The sequence below is a fragment of the Acidovorax sacchari genome, assembly GCF_042847045.1.
Lineage (GTDB): Bacteria > Pseudomonadota > Gammaproteobacteria > Burkholderiales > Burkholderiaceae_C > Paracidovorax > Paracidovorax sacchari.
The window spans coordinates 313,461-326,581 of record NZ_AP035783.1 but is presented as its reverse complement, the minus strand read 5'-3'; the positions used below and the strand labels follow the sequence as shown (position 1 = coordinate 326,581).

Below are 13,121 nucleotides of genomic sequence, written 5' to 3'. Positions count from 1 at the left end.
ATTTCCCTTTCCATGGGTGTTGTGCTGGCAGGTTACCCGCGCAGGTGCTTCACATACCGCCGGGCTCTGTAAACACCGTAAGAAGCTGTAGAGCCGCCCGGCGGCGTCCGACACGGCCTGCCGAAGGCCTCCCGCAAACGCCCTGGCCGGCGCTGCGCACAGTGGCCCCATGGCACTCCAGGCGGCACCGGCCGCACAGATACGCATCGGTGTTTCCGGGTGGCGCTATGCCCCATGGCGCGGTACCTTCTACCCGGACGACCTGGCCCAGGCCCGGGAGCTGGCGTTCGCCTCCCGGCAGTTTCCTGCGATCGAGCTCAACGGCTCCTTCTATGCCCTGCAGCGCCCTTCCAGCTACGCGGCGTGGTCGCGGGATACGCCGGAAGGCTTCGTCTTCACCGTGAAGGCGCCGCGGTTCATCACCCACATCCTGCGGTTGCGCTCGCCGCGCGCGGCCATCGCGAATTTTCTGGCGTCCGGCCTGCTCTCGCTCGGCCCCCGGCTCGGCCCCGTCCTGTGGCAGCTGCCGCCGAGCCTGCCCTTCGATGCCGGCCTGCTGGAGGATTTCCTGGCCCTGCTGCCCCGCGACACCCGGCAGGGCCTGGAACTGGCCCGCGAACGCGAGCCCCGCATGCGCGGCCGGGAATGGCTGGAGGCGGAAGGGCCCCGGTGGCGCATGCGCCATGCACTCGAGGTGCGCCATTCCAGCTTCGCCACACCCGAATGCATCACCCTGCTGCGCCGCCATGGCGTGGCCCTGGTGGTGGCCGACACCGGCGGCCGCTGGCCGGAGCTGGGCGACGTCACTGCCGATTTCATGTACCTGCGCCTGCACGGCGCCGAGGCGCTGTACGCCAGCGGCTACAGCGATGACCGGATCGCCGCGTGGGCCCGCCGCATCCGGGCCTGGCACCGGGGCGCGGTGCCCCGCGATGTCGCACTGGCCGGCCCTGCCGCGGGTGCGCCCGCAGCGCCTCCAGGCGGGCGGGACGTGTTCTGCTTCTTCGACAACACGGCGAAGCTCCACGCGCCCCGCAATGCGCTGGAACTGGCGCGGGTCCTGCGCCTTTCCCCGGACACGCTGCGGCCGGCGGGGCGCTGAGCGCCGGTGCCCGGCCCGTGCTCAGCGCGCGCCGGCCGGCGCGGCGGGTGCCGGTGGCTTCGGCGAGGTGGAGGGGGGCACATCTTCGGCATGGGCGGCATCCACGCGCTGCCCCACGTGCTCGGCCCGGGCCTCCTGCAGGGCACGGGCGCAACTGGCGGAGAACAGCAGCACCGCCGACGAGAAATAGATCCACATGAGCAGTACGACGAGCGAGCCCGCGGCCCCGTAGGCCGACACCACGGCCGCCGTGGCCAGGTAGAGCGCCAGCAGCTGCTTGCCCACGGTGAACAGGATCGCCCCCACCACGGCGCCGAACACCAGGCAGGCCATCGGCGGCTTGGGCCCGGTCCCGATGCGCATCAGCCCCACGAACAGCAGCACCGCGATGCCGAAGGCGACCAGTTCGTTGACCAGTTGCAGGAGGGGCCCGGAGGCGAAAGGCAGGCGCGCGCTCGCCCAGTTGGCCACCACGTGGATCACCGTGGAGACGACCAGCGAGATCAGCAGCAGGAAGCCGATGGCCAGCACATACGCCAGGCCGCGCAGCCGCAGCGAGGCCATGCGCCACCAGGCCTTGTTGTTGTCGGGTGCGGGGGGATGGCCGGACGTCCAGAGCCGCTCCAGCGCGGACTGCAGCTCCACGAACACCCCGGTCGCGCCCGACAGCAGCAGCACGAAGCCCGCGATGGAGGCCAGCCGGCCTTCGGAGGGCTCCCGGGCGCTGGAGAGCGCGAGCTTCACGACTTCCGCGCCGCGCTCGCCCATCACGGACTGCACCTGGGCGATGAGGTTGGTTTCGAGATAGGACTTGTCGATCCACCAGCCCAGCACCCCCACGAGCAGCAGCAGCAGGGGCGCCAGGCTCAGCATGCCGTAGAACGACATGGCTGCGCTCATCCGCAGGCCGTCGGCGTCGAGCCAGAGATTGACGGCCCGCACGAGCGGCATGATGGGCTGGATGAGGCGCCTGGCGCTCTCCATGCAGCGGGTGAGGAAGGGGGACGGCATGCGGCCATTGCACCGCATCGTCGAGCCGCCGGGTGTCGGAGCACTTCGCCAATGCATACCTGTATGGGATACGGGATACCCGCAGGTCATTGCACGGATAGGCCAAAGGCGGGCATCATGGGGCGCAGGGGAATAGAGAAAGAGTCAGGCAGGGCACCACAGGCGGGCGCCCGCCCTGCCCACGGAGCACGATTGCCCGCGCCTTACAGAAAAAGAGCACGCATGAAGAGGGATTTCCTGCCATCCGCATCGTCGGGCCGTTTCCTGGCCCTGCTCGCGCTGACGCTGATCGCTGCACAGGTGGTGGCCTTCGTCTTCCTGCATTTTTCCAACCGGCGGATCGCCATGAACAGCGTGGACGCCGCCCTGGAGGCGGGCGCGCAGACCTTCGAGTACACGGCCGCGATGCGGCGCGAATCCCGGCGGGTGGCCTCCGAGCTGATCTCCCGGGACTACGGCCTGCAGAACATCATCTTCAACGAGACCAACCGGGACACGGTGGAGTCGGCGCTCTACAACCAGCTGGCGCGGACCGGCGCCGAACTGATCGTGCTCACGGACCTGGACGGCACGCTGCGGGCGCGCTCGTCCGTGTCCGGGTTCCTGCGCGAGCGGGACCCGGCGCTGGACCGCCGGCTGGAGATGCTGGTGGGAAGCGTCCGCGAAGCCAGCCGCAACATGCGCACCATGGACGGGGAAGACGGCAAGCCCGTGCTGCACAACTGGGTCAAGGTGACGGTGCGGGCTCCCGTTCCGGTGGCGCACATCTACCTGGCCTTCCGGATCACGCCCGCGGGCGCCCAGCAGTTCGCACGCATGACGCAGCTGCAGATGGCCTTCGTCTCCCATGACAGCGAGGGCCGCTACACCGTCCACGCGAGCACCCTGCCCCCCTCCATTCCCATGGAACACATCGACCGGCACTACAGGAACCAGGCGCCCTTTTCCGCCAGCGACACCGAAGGTGCCGGCTACCGCGTCAAGGTCATCATGCTGGACGACTCCGGCCCGCAGCCTGTCAGCGCCGTGGTGGCCAAGCCCTTCGCGCCGGTCATGTCTCCGTTCCTCAAGCTGGAGGCACTGTACGCCGTGAGCGTGCTGATGAGCGCGCTGGTGTCCATCATCGCGGTGAAGGTGGTCGCCAGCCGCGTGGTGACGCCGCTGGAGGACGTGGCGCAGAAGGACGCGCTCACCGGGCTCGCCAACCGCCGCACCTTCGAGGCCCGGCTGCTGCGCGCCGAGCAGGACATGCAGAGGTCGGGCGCGGGCTTCTCCGTCATGCTGCTGGACCTCGACAAGTTCAAGCTCGTCAACGACACGTACGGGCACGACGCGGGCGACGTGGTGCTCAAGGAAGCCGCGTCCCGCATCCAGAAGATCATCCGCTCGTCCGACACGCTGGCCCGGCTGGGCGGCGACGAGTTCGCGATCCTGGTACGCACCGACGACCCGCAGACGCTGACCCACATCGCCACTGCCATCGTCGAGGTGGTGCGCCAGCCCATCCCGCTGCAGCCGGGCCTCACGGCCGAAGTGGGCACCAGCATCGGCATCGCCTTCGCCCCCGCGCACTCCCGGCGCGGCGCCGAGGTGGTGCAATGCGCCGACCAGGCGATGTACACGGCCAAGCGGCGCGGGGGCGGGTTCGCCATGGCGGAGAACGCGCAGACGGCGGGGCAGTCATCGCCCGACATGGCGTCGCAGCGGTGACCGCCCCGCGCGCCGTCCTCAGGCCCCCTGTCCCATCGCCGGATCGGACACGGAATCCCGGCCCGTTTCGACGCGGCCCGCGAAGCGCCGCACGAAGGCCGGGGCCGCGCTGCAGCGCACGGTGAAGTCGTACCAGTTGCCGCTGTCGCCCAGGGCCCAGGCCAGTTCCTCCACCGCGCCCGGCTGCACGGTGCGCGTCCAGGGGCCGTCGGCGCGGTAGGCGCGTGCCTCGGCGGTGAAGCCGATGGCCGCGGTGCCGCGGTTGTAGAGCTTCACGCGCACCTGCGGCGGGTCGCACAGTTCGTAGCAGACCTGCACCTCGGGCATGCCGGCGGAAGCCTGCTGCGCGAGGTCGCCCGCGAAGGCGCGGTGGAAGCCGTTGGGGCCCAGCACCCACAGGTCGTAGGCACCGCCGTCGGCCGCCGCGTTCCAGACGCCGTTCAGCGTCTTGCCCGCCTCGACCACGTAGCGGCGCGGGATCGCGTCCAGGTGCTTCCTGTCATAGACGTGGAACACCGTGGCGGGGCTGCCGGCTTTGGCCGTGTTGGCGAAGAGCAGCGTCACCGTGCCCGCGCCGGCGTTCGCCTGGGCCGTGGCGTGCAGTTCGTAGGGCAGCGCGCGCGAAGGCCGCACGCCCGGCGCCTGCACCGGCAGGGCCGTGTCCGTGGCCGCGGCGGGCTGGGGCAGCTTGGGGGCCTGGACCTGCGCGGCGATGCGTGCGTCCACGGCCGTCTTGCTGGTGCGGCCGGCCAGCGTGGGCAGGGTCTCGGTGTTCGGGTTGACGAAGTTGAAGCAGCTGGTCAGGTCGCCGCACACCGCGCGGCGGTAGGCGCTGATCTGCGGCTCGGCCACGCCGAAGCGCTTTTCCAGGAACATGAGGGTGGAGGTGTGGTCGAACACCTGCGAATTCACCCAGCCACCCCGGCTCCAGGGCGAGACGATCCACATCGGCACGCGCGGGCCGGGGCCGTAGGGCTTGCCGTCGGCCGGCGGCTGGCTGGAGGTGGCAGGCTGGAAGTCGTGGTATTCCACGGCAACGTCGGCGGCAGCCAGCGTGCAGGCGCCGGCCAGGCTGCCATCCGCGTTGCGCGAAGGCACGGCGGGCGACGGCAGGTGGTCGAAGAAGCCGTCGTTCTCGTCGTAGTTGATGAGCAGCACCGTCTTGCTCCACACCTCCGGATTGGCGGTGAGCGCGTCCAGCACTTCCTGCACGTACCAGCCGCCCTGCGCGGGGCTGGAGGGGCCGGGGTGTTCGCTATAGACCGAGGGCGCGATGATCCACGACACGGCCGGCAGCCGGCCCTTGCCGATGTCGTCGCGGAAGGTCTCCAGGAAGCCCTGCGGCATGGTGTTGCCGAAGCCCTTGGCCAGCGGGCTCAGGGCATCGTCGATGGCCGGGTCGTAATTGGGGCCGGCCAGGCCCTGCGGTTGCGTGATGTCGGTCTTGGCCACGTAGAGCGGCTTGCGGTCCGCGGGCATCTTCTCGATCTCGGCGCGCCAGTGGCGAAAGCCCATCATCTCGTTGCAGCCGAAGTTGTCGATCAGGCTCTGGTAGACCTTCCAGGTCACGCCCGCCTTCTGCAGCCGGTCGGCATAGGTGGTCCAGGTCCAGCCGTCGGTGGAGGCGCCGATGTCGTTGCCCGCGTTGAACTGGTTGTTCAGGCCCGCCACATTCACGCGCGAGCCGTCGACGGGGCTGACACCGTTCGGGCCGTTGGTGCCCGTCCAGTAGAAGAGCCGGTTGGCGATGGTGCCGGTGTGCATGCCGCAGTGGTAGTGGTCGCACAGCGTGAAGGCATCGGCCAGCGCGCGCTGGAACGAGACCTCGGCCGTCTCGTAGTACCCCATCGAGAGGGGCAGCTTCGCATCGGGCCAGCGCGACATGCGGCCATGGTCCCAGGCCGCCTGCGAATCCACCCAGGTGTGCGGCGTGCTGCCGGCGCGCTGGGCGTTGCCCTGGGCCTCGTCCAGCCGGAAGGGCACGTAGGTGCCGGGCGGCGTGGTCTTGGTGTAGGCCTGGTAGAAGACGTTGCGCCCGTACTGCGAGGGCACGGCGAAGCGGTCGCCGAAGCCGCGCACGCCCTTGAAGGTGCCGAAATAGCTGTCGAAGGAGCGGTTTTCCATCATCAGCAGCACCACGTGCTGCACGTCCCGGATGGTGCCGGTGGCGTTGTTCGCCTCGATGGCGAGCGCGCGCCGGATGGCGGGCGGAAACGCGGACAGCGTGGCGGCGGCCGCTCCGGTGCCGAGCACGCCGGAGAGGAACTTGCGTTTGGAGGAATCGACGGTCATTTTGGAGGAGTGTTTGTTGTCCGAAGAAAGACGGGGCGCGCCATGGACCGCGCGCGGCGGTGCGGCGAGCGCAGTGCACGACAGGCGCCGGAGCGCCCGTGGGCCCGGGTCAGGGCTTGGGCGCGCAGTGCGTGTCGGGGTTGCCGCAGTTGGCGATGAAGCCGTTCGAGGCGTCGGAGCCGGAGCCGCCGCAGCCGGCCAGCAGCAGGCCGAGCGCGAGCGTGCAGGCGGCCAGCAGGGAGCGGCCGAGGAGGGACGGCGCGGTGGGCCGTGGATGCGAGGTCATGTCGTGGGGAGAGGAATGGAGAGGCTTGGCATTCTTCTCTCGGACTATTGCGTGGGAGTGACGTTTGGGTAACACGGCGGTGACTGGCCGGAGCAGTGCTGGTGAACACAGCCAGCTCGCATATCCCAGTGATCTAGACTAGACAAGCACCTGTTCAAAGGCGGTGAGGTGTTCCGGCCAGTGCGCATATCCCAGTGATCTAGACTCGGCGCTGGTTTCACCTTTCCATCCGACAAGTTCCGGCCAGTGCGCATATCCCAGTGATCTAGACTGCCCACGGCCCACACTGCGACGATGGCCATGTTCCGCCCAGTGCGCATATCCCAGTGATCTAGACTAGGCCTGAAAGTCGACGAAGCTGCCGCCGCGTTCCGGCCAGTGCGCATATCCCAGTGATCTAGACTATTGCCCAGCAGCGTGTAGACGCCAGGCATGTTCCGGCCAGTGCGCATATCCCAGTGATCTAGACTTGCTGACCGACATCCAGCAGGTGCGCTGCCGTTCCGGCCAGTGCGCATATCCCAGTGATCTAGACTGAAGTCCACTTTCTCCCGCGCGCGCGTGCAGTTCCGGCCAGTGCGCATATCCCAGTGATCTAGACTCGAGGGTGAAGTCGATGCATTCGGCCGCGGGTTCCGGCCAGTGCGCATATCCCAGTGATCTAGACTTGCACCACACAGCGCATGCCTTCGACGTAAGTTCCGGCCAGTGCGCATATCCCAGTGATCTAGACTGTCGGCGCACGAACGTCCCGTCCGTGTTTTGTTCCGGCCAGTGCGCATATCCCAGTGATCTAGACTCGGCAAGAGGCGCGGCTGCGCATCTGGTTGGTTCCGGCCAGTGCGCATATCCCAGTGATCTAGACTACGGGCACCTCGTGGAATACGGCTACCTGCGTTCCGGCCAGTGCGCATATCCCAGTGATCTAGACTCAGACGGCAGATAAGACGGCGCATCCATGCGTTCCGGCCAGTGCGCATATCCCAGTGATCTAGACTACTCGCGGTAATCGAGCGTGGACTGGAGGAGTTCCGGCCAGTGCGCATATCCCAGTGATCTAGACTGGCACGGGCGGCGGCACAGGCGGCGGCACAGTTCCGGCCAGTGCGCATATCCCAGTGATCTAGACTTTACCTGCACGGCGGGCTGTCGGTGATCCAGTTCCGGCCAGTGCGCATATCCCAGTGATCTAGACTGTTTAACGTGCGCTAAAATACGTTCACAGCGTTCCGGCCAGTGCGCATATCCCAGTGATCTAGACTTATCCGCCTGCGAGCCCTACGGAAAGCCTTGTTCCGGCCAGTGCGCATATCCCAGTGATCTAGACTCGACAGCACTCCACATCGCCCCGCACGCGAGTTCCGGCCAGTGCGCATATCCCAGTGATCTAGACTAGCACTCCGCCGCCGTCCATTGCAGGATCGGTTCCGGCCAGTGCGCATATCCCAGTGATCTAGACTAAGGCACGTCCGGACAATCTGTGCAGGGCCGTTCCGGCCAGTGCGCATATCCCAGTGATCTAGACTCTTGCTTTGCTCCAACCGCAGCACGAGTTCGTTCCGGCCAGTGCGCATATCCCAGTGATCTAGACTTCCGGTGTTGTAGAGCGAATAGGCATTGCTGTTCCGGCCAGTGCGCATATCCCAGTGATCTAGACTCGACCTGCTGGTACACCTCCAGCGTGAGGAGTTCCGGCCAGTGCGCATATCCCAGTGATCTAGACTGCTGCGGGTGATTGCGTAGGCTGTGCCGTGGTTCCGGCCAGTGCGCATATCCCAGTGATCTAGACTGTAGCCTGCGCCACCGTCACCCCCGGCGAGTTCCGGCCAGTGCGCATATCCCAGTGATCTAGACTACACGTCCGTTTCGCCGGTCAGGCGGGTCAGTTCCGGCCAGTGCGCATATCCCAGTGATCTAGACTGAAGCGGTCTTCGGTGACGGTCCATCCTCTGTTCCGGCCAGTGCGCATATCCCAGTGATCTAGACTGCAGCAGCTGATCGCCGACGAAGGCGTCGTGTTCCGGCCAGTGCGCATATCCCAGTGATCTAGACTGACGCGGGGGAGCGTCAGCCGGCCGCTTCTGTTCCGGCCAGTGCGCATATCCCAGTGATCTAGACTCTGATCGCGATAACCCCTTGATTCGTCAAGGGGTTTTTCGCTTCTGCGGTCCAGGAAAACATGGCGTCTGGTCAGAAAAGATCGAACTGGTCGGGTGCTTTTTGCGCGGGCTGGCGGCTCCGGCCATGGAAGGAAATGGCCCGTTCGTACTGCTTGTCGGTGAACTGGAAGATATGCACTTTACCCCCGGCCGGCAAGGCGTGCTCCACCTGTCGGCAGAGCGTGTCCACCTGAGCCTGGCTGGTGCAAAAGCGCAGGTAGACGCTGAACTGGCTCATCTGGAAACCCACGTCCAGCAAGGCATTGCGAAACCCCGTGGCCGCCTTGCGTTCCGCCTTCGTGATCACGGGCAAATCGAACATCACCACCATCCACATCAGTCGGTACCCCGTCAGCATGGTTGCAATCCTGTCGCATGCGTCCGTTCAGCGTCACTTCAATCGGGATCGAAGCTGCCCGCCAGCGATAGCGGCAATCCGGGCAGGGGAAGATCGAGTCGAAGCCGTTCCCCCAAATACACCTGGGCCAGTGAAGTCGCCATGCGCTGCATGCACACCATGACGGGTGTCACGCCCTGCAGGGTCTGCATGTCGTCGTACAGCACGCGCACCAGGGCGCGCTTGGTCTCGGGCGTGACATGGGCTTCGCCCGCCCGATACAGTTGCCACACCTTGAGATCCACCACCGGTCGGAAGGGCTCCATCAGATCGTCCACCAGCCGCATCGGGTTGGCGTCGTTGCTGTGGTGCAGGCCGAGGCTGGGATGCAGGCCGGCAGCCACCACGGCCCGGGCAGTGGCGGAGCGCAGCACGGTGTAGCCGTAGTTGAGCAGGGCATTCAGGCCCTCGCCGTCCTGGTCACGCCGGAAGTCCGTGCCGAACAGCAGGTTCCAGTAGCGCCTGGCCCCCTGCCCTTCGATGTTCTCGGGATCGCCGCTGCGCACCTTGCCCACCAGGGCCAGCAGCGGTGCCGTGGCGGCGCCTGCGGCCTCCAGCGCGGCGGCTTGCTGTTCCAGCTTGGCCTTCACCACGGTGGCCCAAAGGCGCTTGAGCAAGGGCAGGCCAGCGGCCAGTTGCGCTTCGATGCGCTTGGCCTGCACATGGTGGCCGTCGATGGACAACAGCATGCCTACGGCATTGTGATTGGCGCCGCAGAGCACGAACGGCGCCCCGCGCTCGGCCAGGGCCACCAGCAGATTGTTGGTGTAGCTCAGGCCGTGGGCGTTGGCGATGACGGCTGCGATGTCATCCAGGGGAATCTGGCCCAGCTCCTTGCGCTCTCCCTCGGTGTCGCGCACGACGAGAAATCCGCGGTGCACAAAGAGGTGCCGCCGGTCGTCCGCGATTTCGACGATGCGGCCGACCATGGTGCGTCAGCCCTTGAACCCCGGATCGCGGAGTTCGCCAATGGGGGAGATGGCGACTTGGCGGGCCTTGGCTTTCTGGAACGAGCCCGCGATCTTGGATGTGTAGACAAACGCATCTTGCTTGTCTCTGTTGCGGGCATCCACATTCGCCTCGTGTACGGGGGCCATGAATACCTGGCCATTGTTGCCATTGATATTCACGATGCGCATGACACGCTCTTGCTCACCTACCTCCAGCCGCACGCTATCGCCAATCACCAGCCGCATGGCCAATGCCCGCCCATTCTGGCCTTGGGTTGGATGCCGCAACTGCTGTAGGCCGCCTTCCCGCACGATGCGATACGCATCGAAGGTGGAGATCACCTGCCCTTCCCACCTGCCCTTGTCGTTGATGGTGATCTCGATGCAGTAGTTGCTGCCGCCCACATAGCCCTTGTAGGGCAGCGGCCGGCCTTCGGCATCGACGCCATGACGCATGGGTTGGCGGGGCTCGGCGATGCGGATCAGGTTGCTGATCTCGCGCCCCGCGCTGCCGTCGACCTTGCGGCGCTGCTTGATGCTGCCGTCGCGCAGGATGCCGTAGCTGGTCTCCTCCATCATGGCGCCTTCGAAGCCGTGGTCGGGCTTGTGGCTGACCCAGATGTGGCGCACGGCGCGCTCCACATGGGCGCGGTAGGTGGGCCAGGGCAGCGGCATGTCTTCGACCAGGCGTGTCAAACCATCTTCACGCGCCCGCGCGTTGGCCTGGGCGAAGCGCTGCATCATGCGCTGGTCGGTCACGCCAATCACGCAGGCATCCACCGCATGGTGGCGGTGGTCGTTGCGGTTCTTCTCGCCGTCCAGGCCCAGCACGTCGTTCAGGCCGAACTTGCCGCGCAGTAGCGCCGTCATCTGACCTGGGATCACCCGCGTGGCGCTGCCGGGGCACACCAGCCGCAGGTATTCCGCCGCCACGCGCGACAGATAGCGCGTGTCGTTGAGCGCACGGGCCAGGAAGTCCTTGTCCTCGCCCAGCCAGCGTTCGTAGCCGTCGGGCGCGAAGCGGTAGCGCTTGCGCAGCGGCATGCGCTCGGCGCGCTGCAGTATGCCGTCATAGCTCCAGCCCTGCGCTTCGAAGTCGGCGCGGGCCTCCCACGGCGTGCGGTTGCGCTTGATGCGGTTGGCTTCGCGCAGGGCCACCGTGCGGTTGTTCAGGCTGTCGTCCAGGGTCATCGAGAACGGCAGGATGTGCTCGATTTCCACGCGCTCGCCCAGCAGCATGCTCGCGCTGATCTGTACGCCGCTGTAGGGGCAGCGGCGGTCGGCCGCATCGTGGCTCAGCTCTTCCCACAGGATCCATTTCTGGATGTCCAGCGTTCGCACCCGTTCTTCGCTGATGCCCAGCACCTCGGCGATGGAGCGGCGGATGCGCACGTTGCGCTTCTGGTTGTCCGCCTGCCGCTGCTGCGCTTCCAGCTTCTGCTCGCGACTCTGCTTGAGGTCGCGCGCCAGCTCGATCACCACTTCGACCGGCCGGCCATAGCGGCGCATCAGCGCGTTGACTACCACGCGCACCTGGTTCAGGCCGATGTGGACGGTGGGGTTGGCGATCTTGCCGTAGCGCTCTTCGTCGTTGCGCGGGTTGTCCTTGGCAAACGCTACATGGCGCTGCAACGCGCGGCCGTAGTAGGGCAACTGCTTGAAGGCGAAGACGGGCTTGATCTCCCCGGTGGAGGCAATGGTGCGCTCGCCGATGCGTTCCACTTCGTCCGCATCGTGCTCGAAGCTGAAGCCCAGGTCGCTGTGATGCGCAAAGCCGGCCGCCTGCACGGCCTTGTCGTAGGTGATGACATCGCGCTGCAGCTCCGGAACAATGCGGGCCAGCGCCGTACGGCCCAGGCTGCCATAGCCTTCCGGCAGGCCGGCATTGGCGATGGCCTGCGCCCGCGTCTCATCCACGCCTGTGCGCTCCTGCAGCCAGGCGATCAGGCGCGGCTCGCTTTCCTCGGTCATCAGCTGCGTGACGATCTCGTCCTGCAGCGCAGTGTCGAATCCGGCCCACAGCGGGCCGAACAAGTCCTTCTTGCCCAGCACCGCCGCGGTGGCATTGCCCTTGAGGCCATCGCGCTTGGCGTCTTCCAGGTTGAAGAGGGCCGAAAAGCCCAGCGCCTTGCGCATGGCGGTGAAAGTCACCTTGGCCTGCTTCTCCAGCAGTGCCACGATCTGGTCGCGCTGCGCCAGGGTCAGCGCCTCTTCGCGCAACTCGTCATGCAGCACGCGCAGGTGATTCACTTCCTGGTAGATGCGGAAGCGCTGCGTGCTCGGCAGCGCCAGCAGGGCGCGGGGCTCCTCGGGCACCAGCGTGCAGCGGCCGGGCTTCACGGGCCGCAGCTTGCGCTGGTGCAGCAGGATGTCGCGCAGTTCGGCGCGTGCGGTCTCATTGAACAGTTCGGGGGCGAAGGCCGCTTGCGCGGCCCACAGCGCATCGAACTCATGCGCCACCATGGCGCGATCGACATACAGGTCGTAGCGCTTGTCGATGCGCTTCTTGCCCTCGTCGGTGGTGAAAGGCGTTTCGCGGTAGCGGGCGCGCACCCCCTGGCCTTTTACGCCTTCGGGCTTTTGCTCCATGCGCACTTTCCAGAACCATTCGCCCACCGTGCGGCAGCCGGATTCGTGCATCTGCGCCCGCAGCGTGCCGATGGCCTGCTTGAGCGCACCGCTGTCGCTGTCCTTGCGGTCGGTCTTGCGGTTGCTCTGGAAGCCCCGGCGCTGGTTCAGGTGGAACAGCGCGCGGCCGAATTCTTCCGGCTTGAGCGCGGACTCCAGGCCTTCGGCGCGCAGCCCGTAGGGATTCAGCTTTTCCAGTGCCTTGCGGGCTGCCTCGTCCTGCGGGAAGAAGCCATGCCGTTCCAGCGCCGCCAGCATGCGGGCCTTGCGCTTGAGGAGCCGGTCGCGCCGCCTTCGCATGGCGCGTGCCGCGCGGCGGGTGACGGCCAGGGACGACCCGTCCTTGGGATTGCGGCCATCGCTGAAGATGCGCGAGCCTGCCCTGACGATGGCCGAAGGCTCACCCGGCGCGCTCAAACGAAGCACGGCCCAGCCCAGCGATGTGGAGCCCAGGTCCAATGCCAGGCGATAGGCCAGCGGTTTTTCTTTCTGCATGCGTTCCCCCTCTGCTCTGCTGTTTGCCGTTTGTAGCGGATTCGGGTAAATTCGCAAACACTCAGATCACTGGGATATGCGCTCTGGACGC

8 protein-coding genes and 1 CRISPR repeat array are annotated in these 13,121 nt (G+C 66.6%); of the genes, 2 read left to right on the top strand and 6 right to left on the bottom strand.

Going from position 1 to position 13,121, the window contains the following annotated elements; translation table 11 throughout:
* Positions 1-169: 169 nt before the first annotated feature.
* Complete coding sequence (locus ACGHC0_RS01485; protein ID WP_415267242.1) at positions 170-1,102, top strand: DUF72 domain-containing protein; 933 nt, start codon at positions 170-172, stop codon at positions 1,100-1,102.
* A gap of 21 nt (positions 1,103-1,123) precedes the next feature.
* Here the strand turns inward: ACGHC0_RS01485 and ACGHC0_RS01480 are convergent, their stop codons facing one another.
* Positions 1,124-2,113 (bottom strand): YihY/virulence factor BrkB family protein, encoded by a 990-nt coding sequence (locus ACGHC0_RS01480; RefSeq protein ID WP_368353697.1) that lies wholly within the window; start codon positions 2,111-2,113, stop codon positions 1,124-1,126.
* Between the two features lie 222 nt (positions 2,114-2,335).
* Here ACGHC0_RS01480 and ACGHC0_RS01475 point away from each other — a divergent pair, with 222 nt between their 5' ends.
* The gene (locus ACGHC0_RS01475) at positions 2,336-3,823 is read left to right on the top strand and encodes a diguanylate cyclase domain-containing protein (protein WP_415267241.1); all 1,488 of its coding nucleotides are present in this window, start codon (positions 2,336-2,338) and stop codon (positions 3,821-3,823) included.
* 18 nt (positions 3,824-3,841) lie between these two features.
* Here ACGHC0_RS01475 and ACGHC0_RS01470 read toward each other — a convergent pair whose 3' ends face one another.
* The 5 genes from ACGHC0_RS01470 to cas9 all read right to left on the bottom strand — a co-directional run bounded on the left by ACGHC0_RS01470 (position 3,842) and on the right by cas9 (position 13,030).
* Positions 3,842-6,115, bottom strand: a complete 2,274-nt coding sequence (locus ACGHC0_RS01470) for a phosphocholine-specific phospholipase C (RefSeq protein WP_415267240.1) — start codon at positions 6,113-6,115, stop codon at positions 3,842-3,844.
* Between the two features lie 109 nt (positions 6,116-6,224).
* Complete coding sequence (locus ACGHC0_RS01465; RefSeq protein ID WP_415267239.1) at positions 6,225-6,401, bottom strand: hypothetical protein; 177 nt, start codon at positions 6,399-6,401, stop codon at positions 6,225-6,227.
* Positions 6,402-6,505: 104 nt separating this feature from the next.
* A CRISPR array of direct repeats spans positions 6,506-8,520; the repeat unit is 36 nt; unit sequence GTTCCGGCCAGTGCGCATATCCCAGTGATCTAGACT.
* A gap of 71 nt (positions 8,521-8,591) precedes the next feature.
* Positions 8,592-8,918, bottom strand: coding sequence for a CRISPR-associated endonuclease Cas2 (cas2, locus tag ACGHC0_RS01460; RefSeq protein WP_415267238.1), 327 nt, complete (start codon positions 8,916-8,918; stop codon positions 8,592-8,594).
* 38 nt (positions 8,919-8,956) lie between these two features.
* Positions 8,957-9,886 carry a type II CRISPR-associated endonuclease Cas1 gene (cas1, locus tag ACGHC0_RS01455; protein ID WP_415267237.1) on the bottom strand — a complete coding sequence of 310 codons (930 nt, stop codon included), beginning with the start codon at positions 9,884-9,886 and terminating at the stop codon, positions 8,957-8,959.
* Positions 9,887-9,892: 6 nt separating this feature from the next.
* Positions 9,893-13,030 carry a type II CRISPR RNA-guided endonuclease Cas9 gene (gene cas9 / locus ACGHC0_RS01450; RefSeq protein WP_415267236.1) on the bottom strand — a complete coding sequence of 1,046 codons (3,138 nt, stop codon included), beginning with the start codon at positions 13,028-13,030 and terminating at the stop codon, positions 9,893-9,895.
* Between the last annotated feature and the right edge of the window lie 91 nt (positions 13,031-13,121).